Raw genomic sequence first — 16,028 nt, forward strand, 5'->3', positions numbered from 1 at the left:
GCTAGGCTCGGGACGTGGCGTCGCCGTTCATCGAGATCGAGGTCGACGACCGCGTCGTCAAGGTCACCAACCCCGACCGGGTCTACTTCCCTCCCTCGGACGCGTCACCGGACGGCGCGACCAAGCTCGACCTCGTCGAGTACTACCTGGCCGTCGGCGACGGCATCGTCAACGCGCTCTACGAGCGGCCCTGCATGCTGCACCGCTTCCCGAAGGGCCTGGCCGGCGACAAGGTGCACCAGAAGCGCCTGCCCGCCGGCGCCCCCGACTGGGTCGAGACCGTGCAGCTCTTCTTCCCGCGGTGGAAGCGCACCGCCGACGAGCTCTGCGTGACCGAGCTGGGCAGCGTCATCTGGGCGGTGCAGATGTCGACGGTGGAGTTCCACCCGTGGAACAGCCGCCGCGCGGACACCGAGAAGCCCGACGAGTGGCGCATCGACCTCGACCCCGGTCCGGAGTGCGACTGGGCGACCGTCCAGCGAGTTGCACATGTCACCCACGAGGTGCTCGACGAGCTCGGCGCCGTCGGGTTCCCGAAGACCAGCGGTGGCTCGGGCATGCACGTCTACGTACGGATCCCGCCCGACCACGGCTTCCAGGACGTACGCCGTGCCGCGCTGGCCTTCGCCCGCGAGGTCGAGCGCCGGGCCGGGGGAGAGGTCACCACGGCGTGGTGGCGCAAGGACCGCGACCCCGCGCAGCTGTTCGTCGACTACAACCAGAACGCCCGCGACCACACCATCGCCGCAGCCTACTCGGTGCGCGGCGTGCCCGAGGCGCGCGTCTCCGCGCCCGTGCGGTGGGAGGAGGTCGACGACTGCGTGCCCGACGACTTCACGATGTTCACGATGCCCGAGCGGTTCGCCGAGATCGGCGACCTGCACGCCGACATCGACGACCACCCGTTCGACATCGCGCCGCTGCTGGAGTGGGCCGAGCGGGACGAGGCGGAGGGAGCGGACGCGCCGCCCGAGCCCGACGAGCAGTAGGCACGGCCCGCGCACGGGCCGACTGCGACGTTCGAGGGCGACCGCGACGCCCTGCACGTCCTCGTCCCGACCAGGAGAGGTGCCGCGCGACTGGACGGCGGGCGCAGTCACTAGGCTCGCCCCGTGGGCATCCAGATCACGCCGAGCATCCTCAACGCCGACCTGTCGCGCCTCGCCGACGAGGTCGCCCGGATTCCCAGCGCCGACTGGGTGCACGTCGACGTGATGGACAACCACTTCGTCCCCAACCTGACCCTCGGGCTGCCGGTGGTCGAGGCGCTCAGCAAGCACGCCAGCCAGCCCCTCGACGCCCACCTCATGATCGAGGACGCCGACCGGTGGGCACCGGCGTACGCCGAGGCGGGGTGCGGGTCCGTCACCTTCCACGCCGAGGCCGCGAAGGCACCCGTACGCCTCGCCCGGGAGATCCGGGCGCAGGGGGCGCGCGCGTCGATGGCGCTCAAGCCCGCGACGCCGATCGAGCCCTACGAGGCGCTGCTGGCCGAGCTCGACATGGTGCTGATCATGACCGTGGAGCCCGGCTTCGGCGGCCAGAAGTTCCTCGACCTGTGCCTGCCCAAGCTCCGCACCGCGCGCGAGCTGGTGCGCAAGCACGGGCTGGAGACGTGGCTGCAGGTCGACGGCGGCGTCTCGCTGGAGACGATCGAGCGGTGTGCCGAGGCAGGCGCCGACGTCTTCGTGGCCGGCTCGGCGGTGTACTCCGCCGAGGACCCGGACGCCATGGTGCAGGCGCTGAAGGCGACAGCGGAGGCCGCAGCCACGTGAGTCGTCGGGCGACGGTCGACGACATCCACGCGACGGCGCGGGCGATGCCGCACGTGACCGTCGAGCGCCCGGAGAAGAACCCCGTCTACCAGGTCGGCGGGAAGTCGTTCGTCTTCTTCCGTACTCCGCGCCCCGACGCGGTCGACCCGGACACCGGGGAGCGCTACGACGACGTCGTCGTGATCTGGGTGGCCTCCGAGGGCGACAAGCAAGCGCTCCTGCAGGACGACCGGCTCCCGTTCTTCACCACCTCCCACTTCGACGGTCACCCGTCGGTGTTGCTGCGGGCCTCGCGCGTGGGCGAGATGGAGCGGGACGAGCTCGTGGAGGTCGTCGAGGAGGCGTGGCTCGCCCGCGCGTCGGAGCGCCGCGGTCGGACCTGGCTCGCCTCGCGAGGGCTCGAGCCGTAGGGACCGGTCCGTAGGTTGGGCGACATGACCGAGTCCGTGTGGGACTACCCCCGACCGCCGCGGGTCGATCCGAGCACCGAGCACGTCGTCGTGACCCACCGGGGCGTGGTGCTCGCCGACACCACGTCCAGCCTGCGGGTGCTGGAGACCAGCCACCCGCCGACCTACTACCTCCCGCGTGCGGCGTTCCCCGACGGCGTGCTGCGCCCGGCGGAGGGTGCGTCGTGGTGCGAGTGGAAGGGACGGGCGGCCTACTTCGACGTCGTGGTGGGCGGCGACGTGCTGCCGGCGGTGGCGTGGACCTACCCGACGCCGTCCAGGGGCTTCGAGCAGCTGGTGGACCACGTCGCGCTCTACCCGGGGCGCGTCGAGCGGTGCACGGTGGACGGCGAGGTCGTCGAGCCGCAGCCGGGCAACTTCTACGGCGGCTGGATCACCTCGCGGGTGACCGGACCGTTCAAGGGCGGCCCCGGCTCGTCCGGCTGGTAGGCCGTCGCTCGACCGGGCTCGCCGCTCAGTGCAGGCCGCGGTCGTCGACCTGCTGGCTGCGCAGGTGCGAGCCGTGGCGACCCTGCTCGGCGAGGCGGCGCTCGTCGGCCATCCACGTCTCGCCCTCGAGCTCGTGCGCCCGAGCCTGCACCCGCTCGAGGCGTGCCGTCCACTGATCCACCTCGCGGGCCACGTCGTCGAGGCGCGCGTGAGGGAGCACGATCGCGTCGCCCTCGCTCCGCAGACCGGGCTCGCTGACGGCCAGGCCGTCGACCTCGTACGGGGTCAGCGGCCGGGTCAGCCGCATCCGTACGGGATAGGTCTCGCGGTCGACGTCGGACGGATCGACGGCCAGCTCCACGATCCCCAGGGCCGGTCGGTGCCTGCGTGCGTTCATGTGCGTCGTCCCCTCACCGGGGCCGAGGTGGCCCCTCCTCATGAGTCGAGCACGCTCACGCGCGGAAGTCCATGGGATCCGCCCCCTACGCTCCCTCAGCCGGCGAAGAGGGTGAGCCGCTGGCGGATGATCTTGCGCCGCAGCACCACGCGCCGCTTGCCGTCGTTGCCGATGCGCAACCGGTCGAGCTCCCAGCCACCGTGCTCGGCGCGCTCGACGAGCACCCGGGTGACGACGTTGCGGGAGAACTCCTTCGGGAGCACGAGCGTCTCGAACTCCCACTCCACCCCGCGGGCCGGTGGGCGTCGCTGGATCCTGGCCAAGGGTTGTCTCCCGTCTCGCAGTAGGGGCGTCGTCGGTCTGGCGTCAGTCGGCGGACACGTCGTCGAGGGCCGCGACGATCTCCGGGGGCAGGGTGAGGTCCTCGATCCCGAGCGCCCCGTCGAGCTGCGCGGCCGTACGGGCTCCGACGATCGGCGCGCTGACCCCGAGCCGGTCGCGCACCCACACCAGCGAGACCTCCAGCGGCGACCACCCGAGCCCGTCGGCGGCGCGCGCCACGGCCTCGACGATCCCACGGCCGCGCTCGTCGAGGTAGGCCCCCACGAACCGCGCGAAGTGCTCGGTGGCGGCACGGGAGTCCGACGGCGTGCCGGTGCGGTACTTGCCCGTGAGGACGCCGCGGCCCAGTGGCGACCAGGGCAGGACACCGAGACCGAGCGCCTGGGCGGCCGGCACCACCTCGTGCTCGACCTGGCGGTTGAGCAGCGAGTACTCGACCTGGGTCGAGGCCAGCGGCACGCGGCCGGGGACCGCGCGCTGCCAGGTGGCCGCCTGGGCGGTCTGCCAGCCGGTGTAGTTGGAGATACCGACGTAGGACGCGCGTCCGGAGGTCACGGCGAGGTCGAGGGCGCTGAGCGTCTCCTCGACCGGCGCCTCGTCGGTCCACACGTGGACCTGCCACAGGTCGACGTGGTCGACGCGGAGCCGCTTCAGCGAGGCGTCGAGGGTGGTCAGGAGGTTGCCGCGCGAGGTGTTGGTGACCCGCTCGCCCGTACGCCGCGAGATGCCGGCCTTGGTCGCGAGGACGATCTCGTCGCGGGCGACGACGTCGCCGACGAGCGTCCCGATCAGCTCCTCGCTGGCGCCGTCCCCGTAGCCGGCGGCCGTGTCGACCAGCGTGCCGCCAGACTCGGCGAAGGCGATCAGCTGGTCGCGTGCCTCGTGCTCGTCGGTGTCGCGACCCCAGGTCATGGTGCCGAGACCGAGCCGGGACACCTTGAGGCCGGTCGCGCCGAGCGAACGCTGCTGCATGGGGGTGAGAGTAGCCACGGGTCGTGCGCCGGTGGCACGGGACGCGCCCGTAGGCTCACCCGCTGTGATCGATCTCCTCAAAGCCGTGGTCCTCGGAGTGATCCAGGGGCTGACCGAGTTCCTGCCGATCTCGAGCAGCGCGCACCTGCGGATCTTCCCCGAGCTCGTCGGCTGGGGCGACCCGGGCGCGGCGTTCACCGCCGTCATCCAGATCGGCACCGAGCTCGCCGTGCTGATCTACTTCCGCAAGGACATCTGGCGCATCGGCAGCGCCTGGGTGCGCTCGCTGTTCCAGGCGGAGTACCGCGGCACGCTCGACTCGCGGATGGGCTGGTTCATCATCGTCGGCTCGCTGCCGATCGTGGTGCTCGGCGTGCTGCTCAAGGACATCATCGAGGAGGACTTCCGCAACCTCTGGATCATCGGCACCACGCTCATCGTCCTGGGCGTCGTGCTCGGCATCGCCGACCGCGTCGGGCGTACGGACCGCCCGCTGGACAAGATCACGTTGAAGGATGCCCTGCTGATGGGCGCCGCGCAGGCCCTCGCGCTCATCCCCGGCGTCTCCCGCTCGGGTGCGACGATCTCGATGGGCCGCTTCCTCGGCTTCGAGCGCGAGGCGGCCACCCGGTTCGCCTTCCTGCTCGCGATCCCCGCGGTCGTCGGGGCGGGCCTGTTCGAGCTGAAGGAGATCCCCCACGGCCACAACGACTTCGGATGGGGCCCGACGATCATCGCGACCGTGGTCTCGTTCGTCGTCGGGTACGCCGCGATCGCGTGGCTGCTGCGCTACGTCAGCACCCGGTCCTACACGCCGTTCGTCGTCTACCGGATCCTGCTCGGCGCGGGCACGCTCATCCTGCTCGGCGCAGGCGTGCTGACCGCCTGACGGTGCCGTTTCGAAGCGTGCCGGCCAACAGCACCAGGGCCGCCACCTGGGCGAGCGCGACGACCACCACGAGGGCCGGCAACGACCGCTCGTAGAGCCAGCCGGCGGTGACCCCGCCGACGATCGCGAACAGGCCCTGGACGCCGGCGAACACGCCGTACGCGGTGGCGCGCCGGGGTGCCTCGACGAGGTCGGCGACCACTGCCTTGACCGTGGAGTCCTGCACGCCCTGGGCGATGCCCCACGCGCCGACCCCCGCCAGCACCGCCACGAGCGCGGGGCCCAGGGCCAGGGCGGGGACGAGCGCGACGAGCACCGGGACCACGAGCAGCACCCGGGTGCCGGTGCGGTCGTAGACAGCACCCACGACCAGCGCGGCGACCGCCTCGACGGCCATCGCCGCGGCGTACACCACCGGGACCGCCGCCACCGGGAGCAACCCCTCGACGGTCAGGTGGTAGCCGATGATCCCGAAGGTCACCAGCGCGCCGGTGGTGAGCGAGGCAGCCACCGCGTAGCGGAAGAAGTCGCCCGACAGGCCGGCACCGACGGCCTCGGCCCACCAGCCGCCGCGCGGCACCGACGGATCGGCAGGCGCGGGGCGCGCCCCGTCGTACGCGGCCGGGTCGGGCACCCGACGACGCAGGGTCACCAGCAGCACCATGGCGACGGCCCCGGGGACGGCGAGCACGGCCATGCCGGCCCACATCGACGCGACCGCGACGACGCCCGCCACCAGCAGCGGTCCGGCGAAGGCGCCGACCTGGTCGAGCGCCTTGTGCACGCCGAACCCGCGGCCACGACCCACCGCCGAGGCGACGTGCGCCAGGAGTGCCGACTTCGACGGCGAGCGGATCGCCTTGCCGAGCCGCTCGAGGAGGATCAGCGTCACGGCGAAGGCCAGGCCGGCCCCGCCCAGCCGCGGGGCCAGTGCCAGCAGCGGCACGCACAGGGCGGTGAGGCCGTAGCCGAGGATCGTGAGCGACCAGTAGCGCCCGGTGCGGTCGGCGAGCGGGCCGAACGCGAGCCGCGCCACCAGCGCGACGGCCTCGCCCGCGCCGGTGACGAGGCCGACGACGACCGCGGAGGCACCCAGCGCCGCGAGAAGCGGCCCGTGGACCGAGCGGGCGCCCTCGTAGACCATGTCGGCGGCCAGGCTGACGAAGCCGAACCACCACACCACCCGCCACGCGGACGGGGAGGCGGCCACGGGTCGGGTCACAACCACCCGGACTTCTTGAACCAGGCGAACAGCCCGGCCGAGACCCCGACCATGAGCAGCAGCGCGAACGGGTAGCCGAAGGCCCAGTGCAGCTCGGGCATGTGGTCGAAGTTCATGCCGTAGATCCCGGCGATGAGGGTCGGCACGACCACCAGCGCCGCACCGGCGGAGATCTTGCGCATGTCCTCGTTCTGCTGCACCGAGATCCGGGCCAGGTGCGCGTCGAAGGCGGTGGACAGGAGGACGTCGAGGTTGTCGATGACCTCCGAGACCCGCTGGAGGTGGTCGGCGACGTCGCGGAAGTAGGTGGCGGTCTCGGGCGTGATGCGCTCGTCGACGCCCATCGCGAACTTCCGCATCGGCTCGCGCAGCGGCATCACCGCCCGTCGCACCTCCGCGATCTCGCGCTTGAGGACGTAGATCCGCGACGAGTCGTCGGTGCGGGCGGGGGAGAAGACCGACTCCTCGACCTCGTCGACGTCCTCCTCGAGCGCCTCGCCGACCCGCTCGTACTCGTCGACGACGCGGTCGCAGATGGCGTAGAGCACCGCCATCGGGCCGTGCTCGAGGACCTTGGCGCGGTGCTCGAGGTCGCGCCGCGAGGCGCCGAGGTCGATGCCCTGGCCGTGCCGCACCGTCACCACGAAGTCGTGGCCGACGAACATGTTGATCTCGCCGGTCTCGACGGCGTCCTCCTCGTCGACGTACCAGAGCGTCTTGAGGACGAGGAAGAGCGTGTCCCCGTAGCGCTCGAGCTTGGGCCGCTGGTGGGAGTCGCCGGCGTCCTCGACCGCCAGGGGGTGCAGGTCGAACGTGCGCGCGATCCGGTCGAGCTCGTCGGGGCTCGGGTCGTGGATCCCGATCCACTGGAAGTCACCGGGGTCGCACGGCACCCGCGCCGACCCCAGGCTCTGGTCGTCGCCGTCACCGAGGGGGACACGCTTGCCGCGGTGGTAGAGCGCGTTGTCGACGATCACGTTGCCGAGGCTAGTCCCAGCGGCGCCCGGTCCCACGGACGTCTGGCTAACCTCTGGACCATGCCCACCGTGATCCTCGTCCGCCACGGCCGCTCGTCGGCGAACGCCACCGGGGTCCTCGCCGGGCGACTGCCGGGCGTGCACCTCGACGACGCCGGCGTGCAGCAGGCCGTGGCCGTCGGCGAGCGGCTCGCCGGCGTACGCCTCGCGGCGGCGGTCTCGAGCCCGCTCGAGCGGTGCCGGGAGACGGCCCGCGAGATCACCTCCCGACAGGCCGGGACCCTGCGGGCGGGCACCGACAAGCAGCTCTCCGAGTGCGACTACGGCGAGTGGCAGGGCCGCGCGCTCAAGGAGCTCGCCCGCGAGAAGCTCTGGAAGACGGTGCAGGCGCAGCCGTCCGCGGCCACGTTCCCCGGCGGGGAGTCGATGCGCGCGATGCAGGATCGCGCGGTCGCCGCCGTACGCCGCCACGACGCCCGCGTCGCCGCCGAGCACGGCCCCGACGGGGTGTGGCTGGCCGTCAGCCACGGTGACGTCATCAAGTCGATCCTTGCCGACGCGCTCGGCACGCACCTCGACCTCTTCCAGCGCATCCACGTCGACCCGGCATCGGTGTCGATCGTGCGCTACACCGAGTCGCGGCCCTTCGTGATCGGCACCAACACCCACGCCGGCGACCTGTCCTGGCTGACCCCGCCGCGCAGGAAGGCACGCGGTCGGCGGCGTACGGACGCCGAGGTGGGTGGAGGCGCCGGTCCCCAGACAGGCACGCCCTAGGGTGAGTGACATGCCAGTCGTGCACCGCTTCGACCCACCCGAGCGCTTCGTCGCCGGCACCGTTGGCGAGCCCGGCCAGCGCACGTTCTTCCTCCAGGCCCGCGAGGGCACCCGCCTCGTCAGCGTCTCCCTGGAGAAGCAACAGGTCCAGGCGCTGGCCGAGCGGATCGACGAGCTCCTCGACGAGCTGATGCGCGCCGCCGGCGACGAGGTGCTGATCCCGGCCATCGCCCCGCGCGACCTCGCCGACGCCCAGCCGCTCGAGCAGCCCATCGAGGAGGAGTTCCGCGCCGGCACCATGACCCTGTCGTGGGACGGCGCCGACGAGCGGGTGGTGATCGAGGTCTTCCCGTTCACCGAGGCCGCCGTGGTCTCGCCCGAGCAGCTGCAGGAGGACCTCGAGGACCTCCTCGAGCCGGAGCCCGAGGAGATCTTCCTCGTCCGCATCACCGCGGCCTCGGCCCGCTCGTTCGTGGAGCGGGCGATGTCGGTCATCGGTGCGGGTCGTCCCGACTGCCCGTTCTGCGGTGAGCCGGTCGATCCCGACGGGCACCTGTGCGTCCGCGCCAACGGCTTCCGGCGCCGTGACCCCTGATCCTGCCGCCCGGCCCACCACCCCGTTCCCTGCGGACTTCCCGGTCGGGGAGCTGACCCTCCACGGGCGCGTCCTCCCCGCCTCCAACGCGACCTTCGTCGGTGAGCTCGCCGGCGTGCGGGTGGTCTACAAGCCGGTCGCAGGGGAGCGGCCGCTGTGGGACTTCCCTGACGGCACGCTGGCCGCACGCGAGGTGGGCGCGTACGCCGTCTCCGAGGCGCTCGGCTGGGACATCGTCCCGCCGACGGTCCTCGGCGACGGGCCCCACGGCCCCGGGATGGTGCAGCTGTGGCGGGACGAGGTCGAGGACGCCGCGCCCGTCGACATCGTCGCCGAGGGGCAGGTGCCGGACGGCTTCCGGCACGTCTTCGACGGCCTCGACGCCCACGATCGGGAGGTCTCGCTCGTCCACGAGGACAGTGCGGCGCTGCGACGGATGGCCCTGTTCGACGTGGTGGTCAACAACGCCGACCGCAAGGGCGGCCACGTCCTGCCGATGCCCGACGGGCACCGGCACGGGGTGGACCACGGCCTGACCTTCCACGTCGAGCACAAGCTGCGCACCGTGCTGTGGGGCTTCGTCGGCGAGCCGATCTCGCCCGAGGAGCTCGCCGGGTTGCGCCGGCTGGCGACGGCGCTCGACGGAGAGCTGGGCGCGACGCTGCCCACGCTGCTGACCGGGGCAGAGGTGGCCGCCACCGAGCGACGGCTCACGCGGCTGCTCGCCCGCGGGGAGTTCCCCGCGCCCGCCACGTCCTCGTACCCCGTGATCCCGTGGCCCCCCTTCTGATCTGCCTCCCCGGGAAGGCGAGGGTTTCGACGCGCGGTCGCGAGCTCGCAGGCTCACTCGCGCGCTTGCTCAACCTCCCGACCCACGCGGTGCGCTCGTTCCTCGCGCCCCGCTAGGGTCATGACATGCGTTCCTGGTCGTCGCCCGACGTTCCCCGGCTGCCCGTGAGGGGCCCTGTCGTGCGGGTGCACGACACCGCGAGCAACAGCCTCGTCGAGACCCGGCCCGAGGGTCCGGCCCGGCTCTACGTCTGCGGCATCACCCCGTACGACGCCACCCACATGGGCCATGCGGCGACGTACGTCGGGTTCGACCTGCTCCACCGGGCCTGGCGCAACGCCGGCCACGAGGTGACCTACGTCCAGAACGTCACCGACGTCGACGACCCGCTGCTCGAGCGGGCCGACAAGGTGAAGGTCGACTGGACCGAGCTCGCCGAGCGCGAGACCCAGCTGTTCCGCGACGACATGGAGGCGCTGCGCGTCCTGCCGCCCGCGCACTACGTCGGCGCCGTCGAGTCGATCCCTCAGGTCGTCGAGCTGATCCGGGTCCTCGAGGAGGCCGGCGCGGTCTACCGCGTCCAGGACGACCTCTACTTCTCCGTCACCGCCGACGACGCCTTCGGCTCGGTGTCCGGCCTCGATCGCGCGCAGATGCTCGAGATCTTCCCCGAGCGTGGCGGCGACCCGGACCGCGAGGGCAAGAAGGACCCGCTCGACTGCCTGCTCTGGCGTGCCGAGCGGCCCGGCGAACCCGCGTGGGACAGCCCGTGGGGCCCCGGCCGGCCCGGCTGGCACATCGAGTGCACCGCGATCGCGCTCGACCACCTCGGCACCGCCTTCGACGTGCAGGGCGGCGGCAGCGACCTGGTCTTCCCTCACCACGAGATGTCGGCCGGCGAGGCGCAGGTCGCGCACCCGGGCCATCGGTTCGCCCGGGCCTACGCGCACGCCGGCATGGTCGCCTACGACGGTGAGAAGATGTCGAAGTCCAGGGGCAACCTGGTCTTCGTCTCCGCGCTGCGGATGAGCGAGGTCGACCCGATGGCGATCCGTCTCGTGCTGCTGCGTCACCACTACCGCAGCGACTGGGAGTGGACCGACGACCAGCTCTGGGACGCGGTCGACACCCTGGCCGACTGGCGCCGCGCCCTGGCGCTGGGCTACGGCGCAGCCTCGGCGCCTGTCGTGGAGCGGGTGCTGGCCGCGCTGGCCGACGACCTCGACGCCCCGACCGCGGTCCTGGCCGTGCAGGAGTGGGTCGAGGCCACCCTCGGCACCACCGGCCTGGCCGACACCTCGGACCACGAGGCGGCGGCGACGATCCACCGGCTGCTCGACGCCGCCCTCGGCCTGTCGCTCTGACGTACGCCCAGACGGGCCGTCGAGCGGCCACATGTCCGCTCGAGTCGGGCTGTGGTCGGTAGAGCGGCACTGGTTGATGCATGTGGACGCCTGACGCACGCCATGGTGCGCGTCGGGCGGCCACATGTCCGCTCGAGTCGGGCTGTGGTCGGTAGAGCGGCACTGGTTGATGCATGTGGACGCCTGACGCACGCCGTGGTGCGCGTCGGGCGGCCACATGTCCGCTCGAGTCGGGATGTGGTCAGTCGGTGTCGCGCCGCTTGAGGTAGCGCTCGAACTCCCGCGCGATGGCCTCGCCGCTGGCCTCGGGGAGGTCGGCGGTGTCGCGCGTCTCCTCGAGCGCACGGACGTAGTCGGCGACGTCCTCGTCCTCGGCGGCGAGCTCGTCGACGCCCCGCTCCCAGGCCTTGGCGTCCTCGGCGAGCTCGCCGATCGGCATCGGTGCCTGCAGCAGCTCCTCGAGGTGTCCGAGGAGCGCGAGGGTGGCCTTGGGGCACGGCGGCTGCGCGACGTAGTGGGGGACGGCCGCCCAGTAGGAGACCGCCGGGATGTCGAGCTGCGTGCACGCGTCGTTGAAGACGCCCACGATCCCCGTCGGTCCCTCGTAGGTCGACTGCTCGAGATCGAGCCGGTCGACCAGCTCGGGCTCGCTGGCGGTGCCGGTGACGGGGATCGGCCGGGTGTGCGGGGTGTCGGCGAGCAGGGCGCCCAGGGTGACGACGAGCTCGGCGCCGAGGTCGTCGCACGCAGCGAGGAGCTCGGCGCAGAACTGGCGCCACTTCATGTTGGGCTCGATGCCGCGCACGAGGATGACGTCGCGGTCGAGCTCCGCCGGCCGGGCGACGGCGATGCGCGTGGTGGGCCAGGTGAGCCGACGGTGGCCGTGGTGGTCGGTGCCGATCACCGGGCGGTTGACCTGGAAGTCGTAGAACTCCTCGGGGTCGATCGCGCCGATCACCTCCGCCTTCCACTGCTCGATCAGGTGGTCGACCAGCCCCGAGGCGGCATCGGCCGCGTCGTTCCACCCCTCGAAGGCCGCGATCACCACGGGGGAGACCAGGTCCTGCACGTCGTCGAACTCGATCACCAGCCCAGCCTAGGGCGCGAGGCCCAGTCGCCCGCCGTGATTTCGCCACCCGACGCGCCGAGTGCCACCATGTGGGAATCCGGTCCGCGATTCGGACAACGTTCCTAGGCTGGCACCCCTGCCACCGAGAGGAGCCACGCACCCGTGGAGCCGCAGCACCGCCCCGACGCCACTGAAGCCCTGACGGCGATCCTCGCCGAGCGGATCGTGGTGCTCGACGGTGCGATGGGCACGGCGATCCAGCGTGACCGCCCCGACGAGGCGGGCTACCGCGGCGAGCGCTTCGCCGACCACCCCAGCGACCTCGTCGGCAACAACGACCTGCTGACGATCACGCAGCCCCGGATCATCCGCACGATCCACGAGGAGTACCTCGCCGCGGGCGCCGACGTCATCGAGACCAACACGTTCAACGCCAACGCGATCTCGCTCGCCGACTACGGCCTCGAGGACCTCGCCTACGAGCTCAACTACGAGTCCGCCCGACTGGCCCGCCTGGCGGTCGACGCCGCCTCGACGCCCGATCGGCCGCGCTGGGTCGCCGGCGCACTCGGCCCCACCACCCGTACGGCCTCGATCTCGCCCGACGTCAACGACCCCGGCGCCCGCAACGTGAGCTTCGACCAGCTCGCCGACGCCTACCTCGTCGCCGCGCGGGGTCTCGTCGACGGCGGGTCCGACCTGCTCGTGATCGAGACGATCTTCGACACCCTCAACGCCAAGGCCGCGATCTTCGCGGTCGAGACGCTGTTCGAGGAGCAGGGACGCCGCTGGCCGGTCATCGTCTCGGGCACGATCACCGACGCGTCCGGCCGTACGCTCTCCGGCCAGGTCACCGAGGCGTTCTGGGACTCCGTACGCCACGCCCGCCCGCTGGCGGTCGGCCTCAACTGTGCGCTCGGGGCCCGCGACATGCGCCCCTACGTCGCCGAGCTGTCCCGGCTCGCCGACTCGTTCGTCAGCGTCTACCCCAACGCCGGGCTGCCCAACGCGTTCGGCGAGTACGACGAGACCCCCGACCAGACCGCGGCGGTCCTGGCCGAGTTCGCTGATGCCGGCTTCCTCAACCTCGTCGGCGGGTGCTGCGGCACCACGCCGGCCCACATCGCCGCGATCGCGCAGGCGGTCGACGGCAAGGCGCGCCGCGAGCCCGTGACCCACCAGCCGGTCATGCGGCTCTCCGGCCTGGAGCCGCTGACCATCACCGAGGACAGCCTGTTCGTCAACGTCGGCGAGCGCACCAACATCACGGGCTCGGCGCGCTTCCGCAAGCTGATCAAGGACGGCGACTACGACACCGCGCTGAGCGTGGCCGCCCAGCAGGTCGAGGCCGGCGCCCAGGTCATCGACGTCAACATGGACGAGGGCATGATCGACGGCGTCGCCGCGATGGACCGCTTCCTCAAGCTGATCGCGTCCGAGCCCGACATCAGCCGGGTGCCGGTGATGGTCGACTCCTCCAAGTGGGAGGTCATCGAGGCCGGGCTCAAGTGCGTGCAGGGCAAGGCGATCGTCAACTCCATCTCCATGAAGGAGGGCGAGCAGGCGTTCCGCGAGCACGCCCGCCTGTGCCGCAAGTACGGCGCCGCCGTCGTGGTGATGGCCTTCGACGAGGACGGCCAGGCCGACAACCTCGAGCGCCGCAAGGCGATCTGCGAACGCGCCTACCGGATCCTCGTCGACGAGGTCGGGTTCCCGCCCGAGGACATCATCTTCGACCCCAACGTCTTCGCGGTCGCGACGGGCATCGAGGAGCACGCCACCTATGGCGAGGACTTCATCGAGGCGACCCGCTGGATCAAGCAGAACCTGCCTGGCGCCAAGGTCAGCGGCGGCATCTCCAACGTGTCCTTCTCCTTCCGCGGCAACAACCCGGTCCGCGAGGCGATCCACGCCGTCTTCCTCTACCACGCCATCCGTGCCGGTCTCGACATGGGCATCGTCAACGCCGGCGCCCTCGTGGTCTACGACGAGGTCGACCCCGAGCTGCGCGAGCGCATCGAGGACGTCGTGCTCAACCGTCGGCCCGACGCCGCCGAGCGGCTGCTCGAGATCGCCGAGGCGCACAACCGCTCCGCCGAGGCGGAGGAGGCCGCCGAGGACGAGTGGCGCGCGCTGCCCATCGGCGAGCGGATCACCCACTCGCTCGTGAAGGGCATCGACGCCCACGTCGAGTCCGACACCGAGGTCCTGCGCCAGGAGATCGCCGCGCGTGGTGGGCGCCCGATCGAGGTGATCGAGGGCCCGCTGATGGACGGGATGAACGTCGTCGGCGACCTCTTCGGTGCCGGCAAGATGTTCCTCCCGCAGGTGGTCAAGAGCGCCCGCGTGATGAAGAAGGCCGTGGCCTACCTGATCCCCTTCATCGAGCAGGAGAAGCTCGACAACCCCGAGCTCGCGACCGCCAAGGACACCAACGGCACGATCGTCATGGCGACCGTCAAGGGCGACGTCCACGACATCGGCAAGAACATCGTCGGCGTGGTCCTGCAGTGCAACAACTACGAGGTCGTCGATCTCGGTGTCATGGTCCCCGCGCAGAAGATCCTCGACACCGCCGCCGAGGTCGGTGCCGACATCATCGGGCTGTCCGGGCTCATCACGCCCTCGCTCGACGAGATGGTCAACTTCGCCACCGAGATGCAGCGCCAGGGCCTCACGATCCCGCTGCTCATCGGCGGGGCGACCACGTCGCGCGCGCACACCGCGGTCAAGGTCGACCCGAAGTACGAAGGCCCCGTGGTCTGGGTCAAGGACGCCTCCCGCTCGGTCCCCACCGCTGCCGCGCTGCTCCACGAGACCGGCCGCGCGAAGCTGATGGCCGACGTCCAGGCCGACTTCGACTCGCTCCGCACCCGCCACGCGGCCAAGACCGACCGCCCGATGGTCACGCTGGAGCAGGCCCGCGCCAACGCCACGCCCATGGACTGGAGCGACTACCAGCCGCCGGAGCCGCAGCAGCTGCGCCGGGACGGCCAGCACGTCCGGGTGCTGCGCGACCAGGACCTGTCGGTGCTGCGCGGCTACATCGACTGGCAGCCGTTCTTCAATGCCTGGGAGATGAAGGGCGCCTTCCCCGACATCCTCAACAACCCCAGCTCCGGGCCGGCCGCGCGCAAGCTCTACGACGACGCCCAGGAGATGCTCGACCGGATGGTCGAGGAGAAGTGGATCCGCGCCCACGGCGTGATCGGGTTCTTCGCCGCCAACAGCGTCGGCGACGACGTCGAGCTCTACCTCGACGACGACCGCAGCCGCGTGCACGCCACGCTGCGCCACCTGCGTCAGCAGGGCCAGCACCGCGCCGGGGTGCCCAACCGCGCGCTGTCCGACTTCGTCGCGCCGAAGGCGACCGGTTTGCGCGACCACGTGGGTGCGTTCGCGGTGACGGCCGGCGACGGCCTCTCCGAGCGGGTCGCATCCTTCCGCGCCGAGCTCGACGACTACAACGCCATCCTGCTCGAGTCGCTCGCCGACCGGCTCGCCGAGGCCTTCGCCGAGCACCTGCACGAGCAGGTCCGCAAGGAGCACTGGGGCTACGCACCCGACGAGCAGCTCGACAACGTCGGGCTCATCAAGGAGCAGTACGACGGCATCCGCCCGGCGCCCGGCTATCCCGCCTGCCCCGAGCACACCGAGAAGCAGACGCTCTGGGAGCTGCTCGACGTGGAGCAGCACACCGGCATCGAGCTCACCGAGTCGATGGCGATGTGGCCGGGCGCGTCGGTCAGCGGCTTCTACTACTCGCACCCGCAGTCGCAGTACTTCGTCGTGGGTCGGCTCGCTCGCGACCAGGTCGCCGACTACGCCGAGCGCAAGGGCTGGACCCTCGCCGAGGCCGAGCGGTGGCTCTCGCCCAACCTCGGCTACGACCCCGAGGACTGAGCCGGCGTACGGTCCTCCCGCGCGCGGCATGCATGAGGGTGTGTCGGGCTGGGAACC

At 71.7% G+C, this 16,028-nt stretch carries 16 protein-coding genes; 10 read left to right on the forward strand and 6 right to left on the reverse strand.

The genetic code is table 11. The annotated features are described in order from the left end of the window. Positions 1-14 precede the first annotated feature (14 nt). The 4 genes from ligD (at position 15) to EXE59_RS17975 (ending at position 2,674) form a co-directional block, all read left to right on the forward strand. Positions 15-989 carry a non-homologous end-joining DNA ligase gene (ligD, locus tag EXE59_RS17960; protein ID WP_135840124.1) on the forward strand — a complete coding sequence of 325 codons (975 nt, stop codon included), beginning with the start codon at positions 15-17 and terminating at the stop codon, positions 987-989. Positions 990-1,112: 123 nt separating this feature from the next. Then, positions 1,113-1,775 (forward strand): ribulose-phosphate 3-epimerase, encoded by a 663-nt coding sequence (gene rpe / locus EXE59_RS17965; RefSeq protein WP_135840125.1) that lies wholly within the window; start codon positions 1,113-1,115, stop codon positions 1,773-1,775. After that, on the forward strand, positions 1,772-2,185 hold the full coding sequence (locus EXE59_RS17970) for an MmcQ/YjbR family DNA-binding protein (RefSeq protein ID WP_135840126.1): 414 nt from the start codon (positions 1,772-1,774) through the stop codon (positions 2,183-2,185). The genes rpe and EXE59_RS17970 overlap by 4 nt, the downstream gene beginning before the upstream one ends. Before the next feature lie 24 nt (positions 2,186-2,209). After that, entirely contained in the window at positions 2,210-2,674 is a 465-nt protein-coding gene (locus EXE59_RS17975; protein ID WP_135840127.1) for a DUF427 domain-containing protein, read from the forward strand. A gap of 25 nt (positions 2,675-2,699) precedes the next feature. On the opposite strand, the gene EXE59_RS17980 is transcribed toward EXE59_RS17975, so the two are convergent. The 3 genes from EXE59_RS17980 to EXE59_RS17990 all read right to left on the reverse strand — a co-directional run bounded on the left by EXE59_RS17980 (position 2,700) and on the right by EXE59_RS17990 (position 4,385). Beyond that, complete coding sequence (locus EXE59_RS17980; protein WP_135840128.1) at positions 2,700-3,071, reverse strand: hypothetical protein; 372 nt, start codon at positions 3,069-3,071, stop codon at positions 2,700-2,702. Between the two features lie 95 nt (positions 3,072-3,166). Then, positions 3,167-3,394 carry a DUF5703 family protein gene (locus tag EXE59_RS17985; RefSeq protein WP_224745207.1) on the reverse strand — a complete coding sequence of 76 codons (228 nt, stop codon included), beginning with the start codon at positions 3,392-3,394 and terminating at the stop codon, positions 3,167-3,169. 43 nt (positions 3,395-3,437) lie between these two features. Then, a complete protein-coding gene (locus EXE59_RS17990; protein WP_135840129.1) occupies positions 3,438-4,385 on the reverse strand; it encodes an aldo/keto reductase in 948 nt (315 codons plus the stop codon). Between the two features lie 67 nt (positions 4,386-4,452). Here EXE59_RS17990 and EXE59_RS17995 point away from each other — a divergent pair, with 67 nt between their 5' ends. Then, on the forward strand, positions 4,453-5,274 hold the full coding sequence (locus EXE59_RS17995) for an undecaprenyl-diphosphate phosphatase (protein WP_135841382.1): 822 nt from the start codon (positions 4,453-4,455) through the stop codon (positions 5,272-5,274). Here the strand turns inward: EXE59_RS17995 and EXE59_RS18000 are convergent. Together EXE59_RS18000 and corA are read right to left on the reverse strand one after the other, a co-directional pair. After that, positions 5,240-6,496, reverse strand: a complete 1,257-nt coding sequence (locus EXE59_RS18000; RefSeq protein WP_246056874.1) for an MFS transporter — start codon at positions 6,494-6,496, stop codon at positions 5,240-5,242. The two genes, EXE59_RS17995 and EXE59_RS18000, sit on opposite strands and share 35 nt — an antisense overlap. Continuing rightward, entirely contained in the window at positions 6,493-7,473 is a 981-nt protein-coding gene (gene corA, locus EXE59_RS18005; protein WP_135840130.1) for a magnesium/cobalt transporter CorA, read from the reverse strand. Before corA ends, EXE59_RS18000 begins: the two co-directional genes overlap by 4 nt. A gap of 60 nt (positions 7,474-7,533) precedes the next feature. Between corA and EXE59_RS18010 the strand changes: the two genes are divergently transcribed. From EXE59_RS18010 to mshC, 4 genes are all read left to right on the forward strand, one after another. Then, entirely contained in the window at positions 7,534-8,250 is a 717-nt protein-coding gene (locus tag EXE59_RS18010; RefSeq protein WP_135840131.1) for a histidine phosphatase family protein, read from the forward strand. Between the two features lie 10 nt (positions 8,251-8,260). Then, complete coding sequence (locus EXE59_RS18015) at positions 8,261-8,845, forward strand: DUF3090 domain-containing protein (protein WP_135840132.1); 585 nt, start codon at positions 8,261-8,263, stop codon at positions 8,843-8,845. After that, complete coding sequence (locus EXE59_RS18020; RefSeq protein WP_135840133.1) at positions 8,835-9,635, forward strand: SCO1664 family protein; 801 nt, start codon at positions 8,835-8,837, stop codon at positions 9,633-9,635. Before EXE59_RS18015 ends, EXE59_RS18020 begins: the two co-directional genes overlap by 11 nt. Before the next feature lie 125 nt (positions 9,636-9,760). Then, positions 9,761-10,999 carry a cysteine--1-D-myo-inosityl 2-amino-2-deoxy-alpha-D-glucopyranoside ligase gene (gene mshC, locus EXE59_RS18025; protein WP_135840134.1) on the forward strand — a complete coding sequence of 413 codons (1,239 nt, stop codon included), beginning with the start codon at positions 9,761-9,763 and terminating at the stop codon, positions 10,997-10,999. Positions 11,000-11,240: 241 nt separating this feature from the next. Here the strand turns inward: mshC and EXE59_RS18030 are convergent, their stop codons facing one another. Further along, positions 11,241-12,086: a PAC2 family protein gene (locus tag EXE59_RS18030; RefSeq protein ID WP_135840135.1), complete on the reverse strand. Its 846-nt coding sequence runs from the start codon at positions 12,084-12,086 to the stop codon at positions 11,241-11,243. Between the two features lie 144 nt (positions 12,087-12,230). On the opposite strand from EXE59_RS18030, the gene metH reads away from it, so the two are divergent. Further along, on the forward strand, positions 12,231-15,971 hold the full coding sequence (metH, locus tag EXE59_RS18035) for a methionine synthase (protein WP_135840136.1): 3,741 nt from the start codon (positions 12,231-12,233) through the stop codon (positions 15,969-15,971). Positions 15,972-16,028 lie beyond the last annotated feature (57 nt).

Origin of the sequence: Nocardioides eburneiflavus (genome assembly GCF_004785795.1) — a bacterium.
In the GTDB taxonomy this organism is placed as follows: Bacteria; Actinomycetota; Actinomycetes; order Propionibacteriales; family Nocardioidaceae; genus Nocardioides; species Nocardioides eburneiflavus.

Coding starts and splice junctions, on each gene's coding strand:
- EXE59_RS18015 (WP_135840132.1), top strand. CDS start 8,261: ATGCCAGTCGTGCACCGCTTCGACCCACCCGAGCGCTTCGTCGCCGGC.
- EXE59_RS17975 (WP_135840127.1), top strand. CDS start 2,210: ATGACCGAGTCCGTGTGGGACTACCCCCGACCGCCGCGGGTCGATCCG.
- mshC (WP_135840134.1), top strand. CDS start 9,761: ATGCGTTCCTGGTCGTCGCCCGACGTTCCCCGGCTGCCCGTGAGGGGC.
- EXE59_RS17990 (WP_135840129.1), bottom strand. CDS start 4,385: ATGCAGCAGCGTTCGCTCGGCGCGACCGGCCTCAAGGTGTCCCGGCTC.
- EXE59_RS18010 (WP_135840131.1), top strand. CDS start 7,534: ATGCCCACCGTGATCCTCGTCCGCCACGGCCGCTCGTCGGCGAACGCC.
- EXE59_RS17980 (WP_135840128.1), bottom strand. CDS start 3,071: ATGAACGCACGCAGGCACCGACCGGCCCTGGGGATCGTGGAGCTGGCC.